Below are 18,220 nucleotides of genomic sequence, written 5' to 3' on the forward strand. Positions count from 1 at the left end.
TGCTTATTTTCTATGAAAAAGACAAAAATTGTATGTACAATCGGACCTGCCAGTGAATCTGTAGAAACACTCGTCAAGTTAATCAATGCCGGTATGAATGTTGCCCGCTTAAATTTCTCGCACGGGGATTTTGAAGAACATGGTGCCCGTATCGTCAATATTCGCGAAGCTTCAAAAATCACAGGTAAAATGTGCGCTATCCTTTTGGATACAAAAGGTCCTGAAATCCGTACAAACAACATGAAAGACGGTATCGTGTCATTGATCGCCGGCGAAACAGTTAGAATCTCCATGACAGAAGTTGAGGGTACAAAAGATAAATTCTCAATCACTTACCCAGAATTGATCAACGATGTTGTTGTCGGAAACCATATTTTATTGGATGACGGCTTGATCGACCTTGAAGTGACTGAAATCGACAGAGAGAACAATGAAATTGTTACTTTGATCAAAAACTCAGGCATTCTGAAAAACAAAAAAGGTGTCAATCTTCCAGGAATCAAAACGAATTTCCCGGGAATTACACAAAAAGATACGGAAGATATTATCTTCGGAATCGAAAATGACGTCGACTTTATCGCAGCGAGCTTCGTGCGTCGCGCGAGCGATGTATTGGCTATCACTGAAATTTTGGAAAAACACAATGCAACCCACATCCAAATCATCCCTAAAATCGAGAACCAAGAAGGTCTTGATAACATCGATGAAATCTTGAAAGTTTCTCAAGGTCTGATGGTTGCCCGTGGTGACTTAGGAGTAGAAATCCCTACGGAAGAAGTTCCTATCGCACAAAAAATGTTGATCAAAAAATGTAACGCTTTAGGCAAACCAGTCATTACAGCAACTCAAATGCTGGATTCCATGCAACGCAACCCACGTCCTACACGTGCTGAAGCAGGGGACGTTGCCAACGCAATCTTTGACGGTACTGATGCAGTTATGCTATCCGGAGAAACAGCTGCTGGGGATTACCCGGTTGAAGCCGTTACGACAATGGCTACAATCGCTATCCGTACGGAAGAAGCGATCGTTGGACAAGATGCATTTGCTTTGAAAGCATACAGCAACACAGATATGGCTGAAGCAATCGGTCAATCGGTTGGACATACAGCCCGCAACCTCAACATCCAAACAATCGTTGCCGCTACTGAATCTGGACATACAGCGCGCATGATCTCTAAATACCGTCCGAAATCACACATCGTTGCAGTCACTTTCTCGGAGCGTCAAAGACGTGGATTGGCACTTTCATGGGGTGTGTATCCATTCGTAACCGAAAAACCTGATTCAACTGATGAAATGATGGAATTGGCTGCAAAAGTTGCCAAAGAAGAAAAATTCGCTAAAGAAGGCGACTTGATCATCATCACTGCCGGCGTACCAGTAGGCGAACGCGGAACAACAAACTTGATGAAGATCCAATTGATCGGAACCAAATTGACTTCCGGCCAAGGTATCGGCGACAAATCTGTCATCGGAAAAGCTGTTGTAGCTCTTTCAGCTGAGGAAGCAATCGCTAAAGCTACAGAAGATTGCATCTTGGTGTTGAAGAACTCCGATAAAGACTATACACCTGCATTTGAAAAAGCTGCAGCAGTAATCGTTGAAGCTGGCGGCTTGACAAGTCATGCTGCTGTTGTTGGTATCGCAAATGGAATTCCGGTAATCGTAGGAGCAGAAAATGTGACTGCATTAGTGCAAGACAACGAATTGATCACAATCGATTCTCGTCGTGGCATCATCTACCGCGGTGCAACTACTACCATCTAAGCTGAACTAAATTAGAGAGCATCTTTGGGTCTGGGACGAGAGTCTCGGACCCATTTGCTTTGTTTGAATCCTATCTTCCTGATGATTCCATCGGCAAATAGGAAAATATGCTCAAATATAACAAATATGTCAAGCGCGGGATAACGACACTTTGGAAATCATTTTGTGATATGATAAAATGGAAGAAATACAGCGACGGAAGGACCGTCTGGAGGAGAATTATGAGTAAAGTATTAGGTACAATCATTACGGGTGTGATCGTGGACGAGAACGAAAAGAGTGTCTTCGTTCAGAAGGACGGCATCACTTACAGATTGGATAAAGATGAATCGGAAACAGCATTGCAATTGGGGGACACTGTTAAAGGTTTCGTATACGAGGGCATGAACAAGCAACTTCGCATGACCTTAAAAGAACCAGCTAGCCAAGTAGGAAAATACGGCTGGGGAACAGTTGTGGCAGTCCGGAAAGATTTGGGCGTGTTTGTGGATATCGGCCTTGACGACAAAGAAATTGTGGTTTCTTTGGATAACTTGCCCGACATCAAAGCGCTATGGCCAAAAAAAGGAGATCGATTACTGATTGCCTTAGAGCAAGACAGCAAAGACCGTCTTTGGGGAATCATTGCTGATGAACCGGTATTCCGTTCCATTTCCCGTACTCCGGGTGAGGAATTGAAAAATAAGGACGTCACCGGAACCGTCTTCCGTTTGAAATTAGTAGGAACGTTCATCCTGACGGATGATCATTACATCGGATTCATTCACCCATCCGAGCGGGAGATTGAACCGCGCTTGGGCGAAGTCGTCAGCGGTCGGGTTGTCGGAATCAGTCAACACGGCATGCTGAATCTGTCCTTGAAACCGCGTGCTCACGAAGCAATCAGTGAGGATGCAGCCATGATTCTGGTGTTGTTGGAGCAGAGCCCAACGCATAGCTTGTCTTATTGGGACAAGAGTGATCCAGAAGCAATCAAAGAATACTTTGGTATCAGCAAAGCGCAGTTCAAAAGGGCTTTGGGCCATTTGTTGAAAGCCAGACTGATCATCCAAGAAGACGGACACACTAAATTAATCAAAAAGGATTAGGTCTTCAGCCTGTCCTTAAAGGAGCCGACAGCAGTGACGGAATTGTCATTAAATACCATCAAAAAACAATTGCAAGAGGCAGGATTCAAGCTCACTCCGCAACGAGAAGCGACTGTCAGCGTGCTGCTGGAAAAGGAAAAAGAGCATCTCAGTGCGGAGGAAATTTTCCTGCTGTTGCGGCTTAAGCATCCCGACATTGGCCTTGCCACGGTCTATCGGACTTTGGAAATCTTGACGGAGCTGAACATCACCTACAAAGTTGTGTTTGAAGACGGGTTATCTCGCTACGATTTAAGAAGGACCAGCAATGAACATTTCCATCATCACCTTTTGTGCATAGAATGCGGCAATATCGAGGAAATACACGAAGATTTGTTGGGTGAGGTCGAAAAGGATGTCGAAGCGCGCTATCAATTCGTGGTTAAGGATCATCGTTTGACTTTTCATGGCATCTGCCGGGATTGCCAACAAAAAATGAGGAATAAATAGACTCAAAAAGATGAAATGGGTTAAAGGTTATGGAAGAAGAAATTAATGCATACGGGCGTTATTTAAGGATTGAGCGAGGTCTTTCGGATAACACGATCACCAGTTACCAACGAGACCTCAGAAAATATAGCCATTTTTTGGAAAAGAATGAGATTCATGCATTCGGAGATGTCACCAAGCCGGATGTACTTTTGTATCTTCAATTCTTGAATGAAGAAAAATTGGCCACAGCCTCAATCGGGAGAATGATCACGAGTCTCCGGAAATTCCATCAATACTTGAAGCAAGAGGGATTAATCGAAAACGATCCGATGGTCACCATCCAATTACCGAAAAAACAGCAAAAATTGCCGAAAGTGCTCTCGATGGATGAAATCGAACGTTTGATGGCTGCTCCGGATGTCAAAACAGTCTTAGGCTTGAGGGATCGTGCCATATTGGAACTGTTGTATGCCACCGGTCTTCGTGTCAGTGAACTCATCCACATTACGATGAGTGAAATCCATCTGGATATCGGGTTCATCCAAACAATCGGGAAGGGCGATAAAGAAAGAATTGTTCCGTTGGGGGAGGAAGCCGCCTTCTGGATTTCGGAATATTTGTCGGACAGTCGACCAGCTTTGGCTCACGGAAGGAAAGAGAAGGCTTATTTGTTCCTGAATTTCCACGGCAACGGATTCACACGACAAGGAATCTGGAAAAATCTAAAACAAACCGTGCGGGATGCCGGCATCAATAAAAATGTATCTCCGCACATGTTGCGCCATTCTTTTGCAACACATATACTGGAAAACGGAGCCGACCTGAGGATTGTGCAGGAACTATTGGGGCATGCTGACATTTCTACTACCCAGATTTATACGCACATTACGACAGAGAGAATGGCAGAAATTTATCAAAAATATCATCCTCGTGCTTGAAGTTTACTTGCTCAAGGAAGCTGAGGATCCGGGAGGAATAAAATCATGAAATTTAATCGCATCCATTTGATCGTTTTGGATTCAGTCGGCATAGGGGAAGCGCCGGATGCCGATAAGTTCGGCGATGTTGGATCGGATACGCTTGGACATATCGCAGCAGTCGCTGGGCTGGAAATTCCTAATCTGGAAACATTGGGATTGGGAAACATACGCGAACTCAGCGGCGTAAAGTCTGACAGCGCGTCACTTGGCTACTATACAAAACTCGAGGAGGAGTCCGTCGGTAAAGACACCATGACAGGCCACTGGGAAATCATGGGACTGAACATCCAGTCTCCATTCCGCGTTTTTCCTGAAGGTTTTCCGCAAGAATTAATCCAGAAAATCGAATCTCACACAGGCCGGAGAATTATCGGAAACAAACCGGCCAGCGGGACCGAAATTCTGGATGAGTTTGGTGAGCACCAAATGAAGACCGGCGATCTGATCGTCTACACATCAGCGGATCCGGTGTTGCAGATTGCCGCCCACGAAGACATCATTCCGCTTGAGGAATTGTATGCAATCTGCGAATATGTCAGAGAGATTACATTAGAGGATCCCTACATGATCGGAAGGATCATCGCCAGACCGTATATCGGAACTCCCGGACATTTTACCCGCACAAGCAATCGACACGATTACGCCTTGGATCCGTTCGGGAAAACAACGCTGGATTACTTGAAAGAATCGGGTTATGATGTCATTGCCATCGGTAAAATCAATGATATCTACAACGGCCAAGGCATAACGGAATATGTCCGTACGAAAAGTAATATGGACGGCGTGGACCAGTTGCTGAAAGTCATGGAAAAAGATTTTCGGGGTTTGAGTTTCCTGAATCTTGTCGACTTTGATGCGCTCTTCGGACACCGCAGAGACGTGAATGGTTACGCTAAGGCAATCGAAGACTTTGATGGGCGTATCCCTGAAATAGTGACTGCTTTAGCGGATGATGATTTGCTGTTGATCACCGCAGATCATGGTAACGATCCAACATTCCCAGGGACAGACCATACGCGCGAATATGTTCCATTGTTGGCTTATTCGAAAAAAATGGCGGGTCGCGGCAAGATGAATCAAGGCAAATTTGCGGATATCGGAGCGACCGTATCCGATAATTTTCAGGTGGCCGCTACTCAAAATGGCCGTAGTTTTTTGGATGAATTGAACTAGTGAGGTGTGTGGATATGACAAATAATCAAAATAATATACGAATAGCCGCCAAATTTTTAGAAGAAAAAGGTTTATTGGAACCTGAATTCGGTTTAATTTTGGGTTCAGGCTTAGGCGAGTTGGCCGAAGAAATCACAGATGCAATTGCGATTCCTTATGAAGAAATTCCTTATTTTCCGATTTCGACAGTTGAAGGGCACAAAGGCCAACTTGTTTATGGAAATCTGAGCGGGAAAAAAGTCATCGCGATGCAGGGGCGCTTCCATTTCTATGAGGGGTACGGGCTCGAAGCAGTTACTTTTCCGATAAGGGTAATGAAGCAACTGGGCGTTCACTCGTTGGCGCTGACAAATGCCGCAGGTGGCATCAGTTATGCCTTTACACCAGGAGATCTGATGCTGATCACGGATCACATCAATCTGACGGGCCAAAACCCCTTAATCGGACCGAATGACCCCGAGCAAGGACCGCGTTTCACAGACATGAGCCAAGCCTATGATGCCGAATATCAAGCGAAAATAAAACAAGTCGCTTCGCAGATGGGATTGGATTTGAAGGAAGGTGTTTACCTCGGACTGACAGGTCCGACTTATGAAACACCAGCAGAAATCCGGATGTGCCGTGTACTCGGGGCAGACGCTGTCGGTATGTCCACCGTGCCGGAAGCCATTGTGGCTCGTCATGCAGGTTTGCGCATTTTCGGTATTTCCTGTATAACTAATTTAGCTTCAGGCATGCAAGCAACCCTGAATCATGAAGAAGTCGTCGAAACGACCACCCGAGTCAAAGAAACATTCAAAACATTATTGAAGAATACGTTGACTGCTCTGTAACAAACGGGTAAATACAAAGTGAGAAGGAGATCGAAGTGTTCATTTCTTATAATCAATCATATGAAAAAATAGCTATGGGACTACTTTCTTATGTAACAGATCTAAAAAATGTGGCGAGGCTGAAGCCAGAAATGGAAAGCTACATCGAAAATGTTGATAGGAAGCTCTTCTTGTGGAAAGATGAAGTGACTGATAATATTGTTGCTCTGATAGGTGTGGAAATAAGCGAGGCAATGGTGCTCGTCCGTCATATTGCCGTTTCCCCTTCATTTCGTAGTGAAGGGATTGTTCATCGGCTGTTGGATGGACTGCAACAACACTACCCTACAAGCACAATCAATGGCACGCTGGAAACCGCGCCGTTCATCGCCAAGTGGAACCAGAAACAACTGAACCGAAGTGATGAGGAATCGAGTGGATCATTGTGAGCGAACAAAATGAACTCACCCTCATATTGCCGGATTTTGAGGGACCATTGGATCTCCTCCTGCACTTAATCAAAGAGCTCAAAGTTGATATTTTTGATATTCCGATTACGGAAGTGACTTTTCAATATTTGCGTTACTTAGACACGATGCAGGAGATGAAATTAGATATCGCCGGCGATTATTTGTTGATGGCTGCGACATTGTTGGAAATTAAAAGCCGTATGTTGCTTCCGAAAAAAGAAGTGACTTTCGAAGAGGAATTTTACGAAGAGGGTGAAGATCCAAGGGAAAGCCTGATCCAACAATTGGTGGAATACAAGCAATTTCAGGAAGCCGCCAAAGCGCTTAAAACGATGGAAGAGGAGCGCGGCTTATATTTCACGAAGCCCGCAACAGACCTGGAGGAGCTTCAACAAGCGATTCCGCTTGCCCCGGGCGAAGTTTCAGCTGCAGACCTTATCGCTGCACTTCAGAAAATGTATCAGAAATTGCAAAAAAAGAAGCCGCTGCAGGCCAGAATGGAGCAGGAACAATATACGGTGGATCAGACGATGACTTGGATCATGGAGAAGTTGGACAACCTGCCGCATGATTCTGACCAGAGGCTGCCCTTTACGGATTTCTTTGAAGTGCAGACCAAAGCGCAGATCGTGAATACATTTTTGGCGATGCTGGAATTGGTCAAAGAAAGAAAAATCAATTTTTCGCAGGAAAGCACCTATGGAGAAATTTATATATTACGTAATATGGGAGTTTTAGCAAATGAATAAAAAAGGGGCACTGGAGAGTCTGCTGTTTGTGGCAGGGGATGATGGCTTGAGTATGGATGAGATCACCTCTTTATTGGAGACCACCCCATTGGAAGCTCAAAATCTGTTGACCGAAATGCGGGCGAGTCATAACGACAACATCCATTCCGGTTTGACGCTCATTGAAACCCGCAAAAGATACCAACTCGCCACAAAAAGAGAGTATGCGGAACTCATCAAAATGTACGCTGTTTCGCCATTCGCGACCCACTTATCGCAAGCTGCCCTGGAGACGCTGGCGATCATCGCATACAAGCAACCCTTGACGCGGATGGAAATCGATCAGATCCGCGGCGTGCAGTCAGCAGGACTGGTCCAAAGGTTGTTGCTGAGAGGCTTGATAAAGGAAATCGGACGTTCCGAAACACCGGGAAGACCGATCATTTACGGAACGACCGACTATTTCATGAATTATTTCGGACTGACCACAATTGATGATCTGCCGAATGTGGATGAATTATTCCAAATGCAGGATAATGAATCTTTTGATCTTTTTGATTTTCCTATTGATGAAAATCAAGATAGCCAACTTGCTTTTTTCAAAGCAGATTCCGTCATACCGGAACAAGAATGACCGACAAAAACAAATAAGAATAATAGGTGAATAAATGGAAAGATTACAAAAAGTTATTGCTCATGCAGGAATAGCATCAAGACGAAAAGCCGAAGAACTGATCACTTCTGGTGCAGTCAGCGTAAACGGGAACAAGGTGACAGAATTAGGGGTCAAAGTTTCAAAAAATGACAGGGTCGAAGTGAACGGCATGCCAATCTATCGAGAGCAGCCTGTTTACTACTTGTTCTACAAACCCAAGAATACTCTCTCATCCGTGAAAGATGATAAGGATCGGACTGTTGTTACCGATTTCTTCGATGTTAAGGAGCGGATTTATCCCATCGGAAGATTGGACTATGATACAACTGGACTGCTTCTTTTGACCAATGACGGTGAGTTTGCGAACCTGTTGACTCATCCGAAATACCACATCGACAAAACTTACGTCGCTAAAGTTGGTTCTATCCCTACGCGCTCTGATCTGAACAAATTGGAGAACGGGGTACTGATCGACGGGAAAAAAACATCTAAAGCGCGGGCTAAGTTGATTTCGGCCAATTCCCAAAAAAATACAGCAATCGTTGAATTGACCATTCATGAAGGTTGGAATCATCAAGTAAAAAAAATGTTTGAAAAAATCGGTTGCCCTGTCGAAAAACTGAAAAGGGAGTCATTTGGATTCCTTACCCTCGGTGATCTAAAACCTGGGCAACACAGAGAGCTGAAGGCGTTCGAAATAGAGAAGCTTAAGAATATGGCTCTTGCCAACGAAAAGGCATCAAAAAGGTAGTTTTCTTACACAACGGGAGAGGATGATCACGATGACAAATTCCAGCGGGAAAATATTGATTGTGGATGACGAAGAGCGCATCCGAAGACTGCTGAAACTCTATCTGGAAAAGGATGGCTACGAAACAGCCGAAGCAGAGGATGGTACAACTGCGGTGGAAATGATCCTGAATAACCATTACGATTTGGTTTTATTGGATATCATGCTTCCTGGGATGACTGGCATTGAAGTAGCGAAAGTTGTCCGTAAGGAAAAAGAAATACCGATCATGATGATCACTGCCCGCGGCGAAGAAAACAATCGCGTAGAAGGTTTTTTGTCCGGAGCGGATGATTACATTGTGAAGCCGTTCAGCCCAAGGGAAGTCATGCTGCGCGTCGCTGCCATCCTGAAGCGGACCAAGCCTTCAGAATCGGAATCGAGCACAATCGAATACCCAATGCTGAAGATTTTTCCTGATGCCAGAAAAGTTTTGGTAGACGAAGTGGCCATCAATTTGACTCCAAAAGAATTTGAGTTGCTACTTTATCTTTCAAAGTCCCCGGAAAAAATTTTCACGAGGGAAGTTCTTTTGAAAGAAGTCTGGAAATACGAATTTTTCGGCGATCTACGTACGGTGGATACGCACGTCAAGCGGTTGCGCGAGAAACTGTTGAAGCAATCTAAACCTGTTTCGAAAATGATAGTCACCGTTTGGGGGATGGGTTATAAATTCTCTCCGAATGATGACCATGCGGCAAACGATGCACAATGAGAAGGACGAGCATATTCCTCAAATCATGGGTCCTTTTGACTTTTTTGACTGTAACCATCATGACTTTGATGTATATCGGCCACGCAATCATCAGTGTGAACTCAATCGAAGATACCTATAATAAACTACTGCAGGAAAAGATTACCGCATATAAGGACTCGATCATGTCCGATCCTGAAGGTTATCTCACGCAAGCCAGTGCTGGGCAATCGTTTGATCCCGAAATGTCCTATTACATCAAAATAGCAGATCAGAGCCGTTTCGTCATACAAAACCCGGAACTGGAAGGGCAGTCCGAATTGCTTCTGGAGAATATTTTAATGAATGATCAAATTCTGGATGCAATCGACAGTAACGTAGATGATTTCAGCAGAATCACCATCAAAGACGAGGAAAACAATCCTTTACTTCTGATGGTTTTTGTTCATAAATTTGAGCTGCAGGGACAATCCGGAATGCTCGTCATCGGTTATGATTTAGATGAATTTCAGACCTACCAACTGAACGCAAAAAGTATCACGCTACTGCTGTTGACCGTATATTTGATGGGGACAATCATCTATTATCAGCACCTGATCCGGAATGTTGCTGAGCCGTTGGGGATTATGACGGATATCGCCTTCAAATACTCACGGAATGATTTTTCTAAGCGGATTACGTTCGAATCTTATGACGAGATTTCTGGTTTAGGAACTGCCATGAACAAGTTGGGAAAGACCCTTCAGGCTACGATGCTGATGAACAGGGAAGAACGCGAACTGTTGAATCATCTGTTTGACTCGTTGCCTTCTGGAATCCTCTACTTTGACCAGAATTTCCAATTGAAATTAGTTAACGGACCAGGGCAAGATTTTCTGGATTTTTGGCGAAGAGTTGACCCGGATGCCGAGGCTAAAGCGATGCCGCATCAGTTCAAAGAAATGGTGCAGTACGCTTTCAAAACAACAGCCGGATCGGAAGCGGATCTCAGTTGGTCACAGCGGCATTATAACGTCAAGGTGACACCGGTTATCCAAGCAGATCTGCAAAAAACCACTGGGGTGCTGATCGTGCTGCAGGATGTGACGAATGAAAGGCAATTGGATATTATCCGCGGAGATTTCATCACGAATGTATCCCACGACTTGCGGACACCTTTGCAGATGATCAAAGGCTACAGCGAAGCCATTATCGACAATATCGCTGAAAGCAATGACGAAAAGATAGAAATGGCTCAAATCATTTTGGATGAAACGACCGAAATGAACAAGATGGTGAACAATCTTCTGGATCTATCACGTATGCAAGCGGGTTATGTTGATCTGAACAGGCAGAATGTCGATCTCGCGGATTTCTTCGATCATTTGGCAAGTAGGTTCGAGAACAGTTTTAAAGAAGCCGCTATCCAATTCACTTATGAGCTTGCAGATGGCATCAAAACTTATGCTTTCGACGAAGAGAAAATGAATCAAGTATTTTACAATCTGATCGATAATGCGGTACGATATTCGGCCGAAATCGGCAAACGCAGGCAAAAATTCATACATATCACAATCCGCATGGATGATGTGTTGGACAACGTCATCTTTGAAGTCAGCGATAACGGGATCGGTATCCAAGCGGAAAGTCTGCCGTTCATTTTCGAGCGATTTTACAAAAATGATAAATCTCGGACATATTCGAAGCAAAAAGGGACTGGCATCGGACTTTCAATCGTGAAAACAATTGTGGAAGCGCATGATGGAGAAATTGAGGTCCATAGTGAGCCCGGTGTAGGGACGACTTTCTTGGTGCGGCTTCCATTCCACGCTGTTTGAGAAGAGTGGCCGGATAATACTCTCAAAAAAAACATCTCGAAACCGTAATAACGTGCTTGACAAGCGCTCTTGCATCGCTTATAGTTTATGTATAACAAATATAAATATGATTCGTCTTCAGGGCAGGGTGAAATTCCCGACCGGTGGTGAAAGTCCACGACCTCGCAGTGTTACATTGCGGGCTGAACTGGTGTAATTCCAGTACCGACAGTACAGTCTGGATGGGAGAAGATGGGGTTTCTTTGAATTGCAATTTCAAAGGCTCTATTTTTATGTGTCCATTTGAGGATGATAAGAATAGGGTCTTTTCTATTTGGAGAAACCCATCTCTGAGACAGTCAACAGGGAGGATTCATTAACATGCAACAAAACAAAACAAAAAGATTGGTCGGTATTTCACTATTTGGGGCATTGGCATTTGTGCTGATGTTCATCGCTTTTCCGGTAATTCCAGCATTTTCGTATCTGAAGATCGACTTCAGCGACTTACCGATTCTGCTTTCATTTTTCCTTTACGGTCCAGCCGGCGGAATCATCTCCGCTGTCATCCGATCTATTTTGCACTACCTTCAAACAGGCGGGGATATGGGCTATCCAATCGGGGACTTCGCAAGTCTGTTGGCGACGCTCTCTTACACTTTGCCTGTCTACTACCTATTGAATAAAGCTAAAACAAAAACAGCCGTTATTATGGCGCTATTGACAGGCACCTTGGTGTTGACGGTTGTCTTATCAATAGCCAATTGGTTCATCATCACTCCTTTATATATGTATCTTTTGAACTTTGAGACGGGATCCGTCAAAGAATTAGTATTGGCTGGTATTTTGCCGTTCAATATCATCAAAGGACTTGTCGTAAGTGCGGTCATCCTTTTGGTGATGCCGAAGTTGAAACCTTGGTTGGCGCATAATAAAGTTCCGTTTGCCCAGTAAGAATTTGCGGTTTATGATTTTGCTTTTCCAAGAAAAAGAGGCTGCATCCGAATCAGTGATGATTCCGGGTGCAGCCTCTTTTCGATTATCCCTGTAGCAAAGAGAGTTCAGAATCACTGTTCTGTTGCAGGGAAAGGTGATTCTGAACGCAAGATGGCACCGGTTGGGCATTTGCGATAGGCAGCCAGAAACGCTTCGAAGCGTTCGGCAGGTATCGGAGCATTTCCCGCATTCGCATCCATTTTCGTAAAAGCTATCCCTTCGGAAGTGTAGTCGAAGAGATCCGGTGAAATTATTTGGCAAAGTCCACAAGCGATGCAGTTATCCTGATTTACTTTGGTATAATACATACAGTAACCTTCTTTACAAAAATTTGGTGGTGATGATATGAAAGATTTGACATACATAGAGTATCTTTTTTTGGATTGTATTTCAACCGGGCGCCCCATCAAGGAAGCGACTCTTTTTTATACCCTGATCGGCAAACGGACCGTGTCCACCATGCTCCAGTGCCGCCAATATGATCTGGAAGCCTATTTCACTGTCATGCCGGGCATGAAACCGACAGCCTTGAAAAAGGGTCTCGAGCGTTTGGTTTCGGATGGACTGATCAGCGGAAACGAGGGCGAGGGCTTTCTGCTCAGCGAAGCAGGAAGCGCGAAGAAAGCTGAGTTTTTCAGCCGTCACGCGCATTTTTCTTTAGGAAGCCAACTGGAATTTGCCCTCGTTCAGAGTGTTTTGCGTCGTCGGATGCTGTTTCTGATCCAAGTCCTTTCCGAAATGCTGCACAAAAATAAACATTACTATCCCGTTGAGCGGGAAGCGAAGGAGCAGCTGTGGATGAAGCGCTTGTTGACGCAGCAGGCCGGAGATAAAGCCGCTTTTGCAAGCGCTTATGGGGAAGAATGGCGTAGCTATTTGTCACGGCTGCCTGAAAGGGATGCCGGGCTCTTTGTGCTGCAATTTGAAGGCGCTGACCACTTGAGGAAAACGACCGGTCAAATGGCTGGACTGTTATCGTTCGAGGAAGCCGAAGTGAAAATACTGCTGCACCAAAATTGGCTGAGGTTGTACGGCACTTTGGAAAAAGAACCGGAAAATTTTCCTGTCCTTGCTTCTGTCATGCAGATGACGATAAAGGAAAACGGCTTGGCTTCCGCCAGCGCCGAAACGACCATGGGATATTTCATGCACGGGCATGGCATGGCGGAAATCATTTCGATGCGGGGATTGAAACAGAGCACGATCCAAGATCACTTTGCCGAAATCGCCCTGATCTATCCGGAATTCCCTACACAAAGATTTTTGGATAAGGAGAAGATGCAGTATCTGCAGCAACTCGTGGAACACAAGGTACGTGTTGACTACCGGGAAATCCAAAAAGTATTTCCCGAAATCACCTTTTTCGAGTCCAGGCTGATACAAATAAGAAGTGAGGTTGCGGCTAAATATGGATGAAGCACAATTGAAATCAGAACTACAGAAATACTTCGGCTACCCGGCATTCAAAGAGGGCCAATTGGATCCCATTCTATCAGTTTTGGCCGGCAAACATACGTTGGCCACATTGCCGACGGGAACAGGAAAATCGTTGATATACCAGCTGAGCGGCTATCTTTTGGATGGAATGGTCGTTATCGTTTCGCCATTGTTGTCCTTGATGGAAGACCAGGTCGCCCAGCTGAAATTCATGGGTGAAAAAAGGACGGCCTCATTAAACAGCATGCTGCAGTTCGAAGAAAGGCAAAAATTACTGAGCAACCTGGATCAAATCAAGTTTTTGTTTCTTTCTCCGGAGATGCTTCAGAACCAATTCGTAATGAACCAACTCAAACAGATTCCGCTTGCTTTGTTTGTGGTCGATGAGGCGCACTGTATTTCCCAATGGGGATTGGATTTCCGCTCCGACTATCTTTTTCTGGGAGCAGCAAGACAAGCCTTGGGCAATCCATTGACGTTGGCGCTCACCGCTACAGCGACATCAGCCGTGATGGGTGACATCATCGGATCTTTGCATATCGATGGGAACGCTTTGAACGTATTTGAAGGACCGGTAGACCGTGCCAACATTTATTATAAGGTCGCTGCAATGCCTCCAGAAGAGAAAAATGAACATCTCCTTGAGCTTTTGAAGAGATACCCATCTCCAGGTATTGTTTACTTCTCCAGTAAGGCACAAGCTGATGCGGTAGCTTTCATGATCCGAAAAAAAACAAGTTTGCGCGTAGAAGCCTATCATGCCGACCGGACAAATGAAGACAGAATCACCATCCAACATCAATTCCTTCAGGATGAGTTGGACCTCATTTGCGCCACAAGTGCCTTCGGAATGGGAATCAATAAGGCGAACATTCGCTATGTGATTCATTACCACATGCCGAATTCGTTGGAAGAATATGTGCAGGAGATAGGCAGAGCAGGGCGCGACGGGCAACAGAGTACGGCTGTCCTGTTGTATTCGGAAACGGACTACAACTTCAAATTGAAGATGTTGCAAGGTGATTTTCCTAGCGATTTTACGATTGAGAGTGCAATCAAAAATAAAGCAGTCAATCCCGATTATGGCAGTCCGACTGAGCAAACGTTGCTGCAGCACATCTTGCGTCAGCAGCTCACGAAGGAGGAAGCGAAGCAATTTATAGCGGCCCGGCGAGAATTAAAGCAAAATTTGTTGAAGCGCATGAAGGGGTTCGCCGAGACCGATAATTGCAGACGTGCGTACATCTCCGCTTATTTCGGGAAAAGCAGTCTGGTCAAACCTAGCCACTGCTGTGACAACTGTGGCATAGAGGAACCGCCTTTAGTGGGTACCATAAGGTTTGGGAATGCGTTTCCAACGAAGGCAGTCCCACACTGGGAAAAAATCGTTTCTGACCTTTTTCTTTTATAAAATTTAACCCCAAAATTACGGAAATGTGCTACAATTAGCATGAATCACTTATAGGAGGAACCCGAATGGATAAAAAGAATCGCAATCGCAATAATGGAGAGCCTTGGTCACGTAAATTCGGCGAAGATGAAAATCTGAAGAGCCGGCAGTATTCGCGTTCGGCCAGAAATACAAAAAATAAAGAAGTAGCACCTCTATTAAAAGTATTGCTGTTTCTCTTTTTGGCTATTCTGATTATTCCTTTTGCAACCATCTATTATAATAACCAGAATCAAAATACTCCCGTACCCAAGAGCGCTGAACAAGTGATGATCAACAAAAGAGTAGCCAGTTCCAGTGTCGAGAGCAGCGAAGAAGTATCTTCTGAAGAGCCCGAAGCATCCAGTGAAGTCGCTGAGAGCGAAGCAGAACCGGAATCAACGATTGTGGAAACGCCAAGTTCCAGCACTGTACCCCCAGTGGTCGAAACGCCTGTTGAAACAGTCGAAGAACCCGCAACAACAAACGGAGCGTACAATAATTCCTACACCATCAAAGCAGGCGATAACCTTTATCGGATTGCTGTGAACCATAATATGACATTGGATGAGTTGATGCAGGCTAACGGTTTGAGCAGCACAGAAGCGCAAATCGGTATGGTATTGAACGTTAAATAATGGAAGCCGTCTGATAAGGCGGCTTTTTCAATGAAATCAGATAGAACAAAGTCGGAGGTTTAATGTGAAAAAAATGAATATTGCCATAGATGGTCCCGCATCGGCCGGTAAAAGTACCATCGCGAAGAAAGTTGCGGAACAATTGGGATACATCTATCTGGACACAGGTGCGATGTATCGAACGTTGACTTATGCAGCTTTATCCAACGAAGTCGATCTCCAGGATGAAGAGGCATTGCATACGTTATTGAAAGGGATCAGGATAACTTTTTTGACTGCCGAAAACGAAATGCAACGCGTGTTTTTGAATGATGAGGACGTGACCGATTCGATCAGATCGGAGGAAGTGACCCAAAACGTCTCCTTGGTTTCCTCGTTTGCGAAAGTGCGTGAAGAGATGGTTGCTCGCCAAAAGAGTATCGCACGCTCCGGCGGGGTCGTAATGGACGGCAGGGACATAGGTACCGTCGTATTGCCTGATGCGGAAGTCAAGATTTTCATGACAGCAACTGCAGAGGAAAGAGCGCTGCGACGCTATAAAGAAAACATAGCGAAGGGTATGACCACTTCCTTGGAAGAACTGACGGAAGACATGAAGCGCCGCGATCATTTGGATAGCACAAGGTCGGTTTCACCATTGAAAAAGGCGGAAGATGCCATCGTTCTGGACTCTACACATTTGGAAATCGACGAAGTCGTTAAGCAGATTCTCGGCATTATCGAAGTGAGTCTAAACCCCTTACAAACATTGGATTAACAATACTAGACGATTTTAAGCAAAAATGTTAGAATGATTATATGCAGTATTACGCTTTCAAAAATATGGAGTCAAGGATTAGTTCCTAAGCCGGAAGGCGAGGGAGTTAAGGAACCTAGCCAATCGGTTGCCGCAGACTTTTAGGAGGAATAGTTACATGTCAGATTACATTGAAAACCCAGAGTTAAATGAAGAAGAGTCCAACAACGTTGAACAGACTATGCAAGATGTGTTGGATGAAGCATTATCCATTGAAGTGGGTGATACTGTCAAGGGAGAAGTTTTAAGCATCCAAGATAGACAAGCCATCGTAGGAATCATCGGGGGCGGAGTTGAAGGAGTTATTCCTTACAACGAATTATCCGCAAAACCATTCGATGAAGTTACAGAAATCCTAAACGTAGGTGACGTTGTGGACCTGGTTGTCATCAAACAAATCAAAGACAAAGAAAACGGAAGTTTCTTGCTTTCGAAGCGTCGCATTGATGCTAAAATCGTTTGGAAAGATATCCAAGATAAATTTGAAAACAACGAAATCATCGAAGCGCCAGTCAAAGACGTCGTTAAGGGCGGATTGGTTGTTGATGTCGGCGTTAGAGGTTTTGTTCCGGCGTCAATGGTTGAAGATCATTTTGTTGAAGATTTCAGTTCATATAAAGGTAAAGTAATGACATTCAAAATTGTTGAACTTGAACCTAGCGAAAACCGCTTGATTTTATCACATAAAGCGGTTGTAGAAACCGAAAAAGAAGCTAATAAAGGTAAACTGATGGATGAATTGGTAGCCGGAGACATTGTCGAAGGGACAGTCGCTCGTCTGACCAACTTTGGTGCATTCGTTGATCTTGGTGGCGTGGATGGTTTGGTCCACATCTCTCAAATTGCTCACGAGCACGTGAAGAATCCTGGAGATGTTTTGGCGATCGGGCAATCGGTCAAAGTCAAAATCTTATCAATCGACAAAGAAAATGGCCGTGTATCGTTAAGCATCAAAGACACGTTAGCTGGTCCTTGGGATGCGATAGCTGAAAAAGCTCCGATCGGTGCTGTATTGACTGGTGTTGTCAAACGCTTGACAAGCTTTGGGGCATTTGTGGAAGTTTTCCCGGGCGTTGAAGGTTTGGTGCATATTTCCCAAATTTCACACCAACACATTGCGACTCCGCATGAAGTGCTTCAAGAAGGCCAGGAAATTCAAGTTAAAGTATTGGATGCAAAAGAAGACGAGCAACGTCTGTCTCTAAGCATCAAAGCTTTGGAAGAAAAAGCTGCTAATGAATCAACAGCAGATGATGAAAGAAAAGAGAAAAAAGATAAAAAAGATAAAAAAGTTGAAGAATACGTAGCTGATGATTCAGACGGAAACTTCACATTAGCAGATTTATTAGGCGACAAACTTTCGGGTTTGAAAGACGATTCTGAAGCCTAATCAGCAAGGAAAGTGAACATGTGAGGGCATGGAATTCCATCCATGCCCTTTTTTTGTTGTTATTATTGATGGATGTATGTTATAAATGACATGGATGAAAACATTGA

The 18,220-nt window shown here is 44.5% G+C and carries 19 protein-coding genes and 1 riboswitch; of the genes, 18 read left to right on the forward strand and 1 reads right to left on the reverse strand.

Annotation, left to right across the window (positions count from 1 at the left end; translation table 11 throughout):
- The first annotated feature begins 12 nt into the window (after window positions 1–12).
- The 13 genes from pyk to ACKPCD_RS08265 all read left to right on the forward strand — a co-directional run bounded on the left by pyk (window position 13) and on the right by ACKPCD_RS08265 (window position 12,381).
- Entirely contained in the window at window positions 13–1,770 is a 1,758-nt protein-coding gene (pyk, locus tag ACKPCD_RS08205) for a pyruvate kinase (RefSeq protein WP_086988654.1), read from the forward strand.
- A gap of 221 nt (window positions 1,771–1,991) precedes the next feature.
- Complete coding sequence (locus tag ACKPCD_RS08210) at window positions 1,992–2,858, forward strand: CvfB family protein (protein ID WP_321432913.1); 867 nt, start codon at window positions 1,992–1,994, stop codon at window positions 2,856–2,858.
- Window positions 2,859–2,891: 33 nt separating this feature from the next.
- The gene (gene fur, locus ACKPCD_RS08215; protein ID WP_068560606.1) at window positions 2,892–3,347 is read left to right on the forward strand and encodes a ferric iron uptake transcriptional regulator; all 456 of its coding nucleotides are present in this window, start codon (window positions 2,892–2,894) and stop codon (window positions 3,345–3,347) included.
- A gap of 29 nt (window positions 3,348–3,376) precedes the next feature.
- The gene (gene xerD, locus ACKPCD_RS08220) at window positions 3,377–4,267 is read left to right on the forward strand and encodes a site-specific tyrosine recombinase XerD (RefSeq protein ID WP_321432914.1); all 891 of its coding nucleotides are present in this window, start codon (window positions 3,377–3,379) and stop codon (window positions 4,265–4,267) included.
- Window positions 4,268–4,312: 45 nt separating this feature from the next.
- Entirely contained in the window at window positions 4,313–5,482 is a 1,170-nt protein-coding gene (gene deoB, locus ACKPCD_RS08225) for a phosphopentomutase (RefSeq protein ID WP_288924545.1), read from the forward strand.
- Window positions 5,483–5,496: 14 nt separating this feature from the next.
- The gene (locus ACKPCD_RS08230) at window positions 5,497–6,315 is read left to right on the forward strand and encodes a purine-nucleoside phosphorylase (protein WP_288924544.1); all 819 of its coding nucleotides are present in this window, start codon (window positions 5,497–5,499) and stop codon (window positions 6,313–6,315) included.
- A 170-nt stretch (window positions 6,316–6,485) separates the two neighbouring features.
- Entirely contained in the window at window positions 6,486–6,743 is a 258-nt protein-coding gene (locus ACKPCD_RS08235; protein WP_321432915.1) for a GNAT family N-acetyltransferase, read from the forward strand.
- Complete coding sequence (locus tag ACKPCD_RS08240; RefSeq protein WP_321432916.1) at window positions 6,740–7,513, forward strand: segregation/condensation protein A; 774 nt, start codon at window positions 6,740–6,742, stop codon at window positions 7,511–7,513. Before ACKPCD_RS08235 ends, ACKPCD_RS08240 begins: the two co-directional genes overlap by 4 nt.
- Window positions 7,506–8,126, forward strand: a complete 621-nt coding sequence (scpB, locus tag ACKPCD_RS08245; RefSeq protein ID WP_068560618.1) for an SMC-Scp complex subunit ScpB — start codon at window positions 7,506–7,508, stop codon at window positions 8,124–8,126. The genes ACKPCD_RS08240 and scpB overlap by 8 nt, the downstream gene beginning before the upstream one ends.
- A gap of 34 nt (window positions 8,127–8,160) precedes the next feature.
- A complete protein-coding gene (locus ACKPCD_RS08250; RefSeq protein ID WP_068560620.1) occupies window positions 8,161–8,898 on the forward strand; it encodes a pseudouridine synthase in 738 nt (245 codons plus the stop codon).
- A 31-nt stretch (window positions 8,899–8,929) separates the two neighbouring features.
- Window positions 8,930–9,652, forward strand: coding sequence for a response regulator transcription factor (locus ACKPCD_RS08255; protein WP_086988647.1), 723 nt, complete (start codon window positions 8,930–8,932; stop codon window positions 9,650–9,652).
- Window positions 9,653–9,687: 35 nt separating this feature from the next.
- Entirely contained in the window at window positions 9,688–11,448 is a 1,761-nt protein-coding gene (locus tag ACKPCD_RS08260; protein WP_321432917.1) for a sensor histidine kinase, read from the forward strand.
- A gap of 109 nt (window positions 11,449–11,557) precedes the next feature.
- Window positions 11,558–11,685: riboswitch (FMN riboswitch) on the forward strand.
- A 123-nt stretch (window positions 11,686–11,808) separates the two neighbouring features.
- The gene (locus tag ACKPCD_RS08265) at window positions 11,809–12,381 is read left to right on the forward strand and encodes an ECF transporter S component (protein WP_321432918.1); all 573 of its coding nucleotides are present in this window, start codon (window positions 11,809–11,811) and stop codon (window positions 12,379–12,381) included.
- Between the two features lie 113 nt (window positions 12,382–12,494).
- Here ACKPCD_RS08265 and ACKPCD_RS08270 read toward each other — a convergent pair whose 3' ends face one another.
- Entirely contained in the window at window positions 12,495–12,731 is a 237-nt protein-coding gene (locus tag ACKPCD_RS08270; protein WP_086988644.1) for a ferredoxin, read from the reverse strand.
- A gap of 37 nt (window positions 12,732–12,768) precedes the next feature.
- Between ACKPCD_RS08270 and ACKPCD_RS08275 the strand changes: the two genes are divergently transcribed.
- The 5 genes from ACKPCD_RS08275 (at window position 12,769) to rpsA (ending at window position 18,113) form a co-directional block, all read left to right on the forward strand.
- Window positions 12,769–13,839, forward strand: coding sequence for a YpbB family protein (locus ACKPCD_RS08275; protein WP_321432919.1), 1,071 nt, complete (start codon window positions 12,769–12,771; stop codon window positions 13,837–13,839).
- Window positions 13,832–15,271 carry a RecQ family ATP-dependent DNA helicase gene (locus ACKPCD_RS08280; RefSeq protein WP_321432920.1) on the forward strand — a complete coding sequence of 480 codons (1,440 nt, stop codon included), beginning with the start codon at window positions 13,832–13,834 and terminating at the stop codon, window positions 15,269–15,271. Before ACKPCD_RS08275 ends, ACKPCD_RS08280 begins: the two co-directional genes overlap by 8 nt.
- Window positions 15,272–15,336: 65 nt before the next feature.
- Window positions 15,337–15,927: a LysM peptidoglycan-binding domain-containing protein gene (locus ACKPCD_RS08285; RefSeq protein WP_086988641.1), complete on the forward strand. Its 591-nt coding sequence runs from the start codon at window positions 15,337–15,339 to the stop codon at window positions 15,925–15,927.
- Between the two features lie 73 nt (window positions 15,928–16,000).
- Window positions 16,001–16,684, forward strand: coding sequence for a (d)CMP kinase (gene cmk, locus ACKPCD_RS08290; RefSeq protein ID WP_276647634.1), 684 nt, complete (start codon window positions 16,001–16,003; stop codon window positions 16,682–16,684).
- Window positions 16,685–16,841: 157 nt separating this feature from the next.
- Window positions 16,842–18,113, forward strand: a complete 1,272-nt coding sequence (rpsA, locus tag ACKPCD_RS08295) for a 30S ribosomal protein S1 (protein WP_321432921.1) — start codon at window positions 16,842–16,844, stop codon at window positions 18,111–18,113.
- The last annotated feature ends 107 nt before the right edge of the window (window positions 18,114–18,220 follow it).

Source organism: Trichococcus flocculiformis (genome assembly GCF_963662535.1).
Taxonomy (GTDB): Bacteria; Bacillota; Bacilli; order Lactobacillales; family Aerococcaceae; genus Trichococcus; species Trichococcus flocculiformis.

What these genes read in the sequence shown, in the direction of transcription:
- pyk (WP_086988654.1), top strand. Translation starts at nt 13, where the DNA reads ATGAAAAAGACAAAAATTGTATGTACAATCGGACCTGCCAGTGAATCT.
- ACKPCD_RS08210 (WP_321432913.1), top strand. Translation starts at nt 1,992, where the DNA reads ATGAGTAAAGTATTAGGTACAATCATTACGGGTGTGATCGTGGACGAG.
- xerD (WP_321432914.1), top strand. Translation starts at nt 3,377, where the DNA reads ATGGAAGAAGAAATTAATGCATACGGGCGTTATTTAAGGATTGAGCGA.
- deoB (WP_288924545.1), top strand. Translation starts at nt 4,313, where the DNA reads ATGAAATTTAATCGCATCCATTTGATCGTTTTGGATTCAGTCGGCATA.
- ACKPCD_RS08230 (WP_288924544.1), top strand. Translation starts at nt 5,497, where the DNA reads ATGACAAATAATCAAAATAATATACGAATAGCCGCCAAATTTTTAGAA.
- scpB (WP_068560618.1), top strand. Translation starts at nt 7,506, where the DNA reads ATGAATAAAAAAGGGGCACTGGAGAGTCTGCTGTTTGTGGCAGGGGAT.
- ACKPCD_RS08250 (WP_068560620.1), top strand. Translation starts at nt 8,161, where the DNA reads ATGGAAAGATTACAAAAAGTTATTGCTCATGCAGGAATAGCATCAAGA.
- ACKPCD_RS08255 (WP_086988647.1), top strand. Translation starts at nt 8,930, where the DNA reads ATGACAAATTCCAGCGGGAAAATATTGATTGTGGATGACGAAGAGCGC.
- ACKPCD_RS08265 (WP_321432918.1), top strand. Translation starts at nt 11,809, where the DNA reads ATGCAACAAAACAAAACAAAAAGATTGGTCGGTATTTCACTATTTGGG.
- ACKPCD_RS08270 (WP_086988644.1), bottom strand. Translation starts at nt 12,731, where the DNA reads ATGTATTATACCAAAGTAAATCAGGATAACTGCATCGCTTGTGGACTT.
- ACKPCD_RS08275 (WP_321432919.1), top strand. Translation starts at nt 12,769, where the DNA reads ATGAAAGATTTGACATACATAGAGTATCTTTTTTTGGATTGTATTTCA.
- ACKPCD_RS08280 (WP_321432920.1), top strand. Translation starts at nt 13,832, where the DNA reads ATGGATGAAGCACAATTGAAATCAGAACTACAGAAATACTTCGGCTAC.
- ACKPCD_RS08285 (WP_086988641.1), top strand. Translation starts at nt 15,337, where the DNA reads ATGGATAAAAAGAATCGCAATCGCAATAATGGAGAGCCTTGGTCACGT.
- cmk (WP_276647634.1), top strand. Translation starts at nt 16,001, where the DNA reads ATGAATATTGCCATAGATGGTCCCGCATCGGCCGGTAAAAGTACCATC.
- rpsA (WP_321432921.1), top strand. Translation starts at nt 16,842, where the DNA reads ATGTCAGATTACATTGAAAACCCAGAGTTAAATGAAGAAGAGTCCAAC.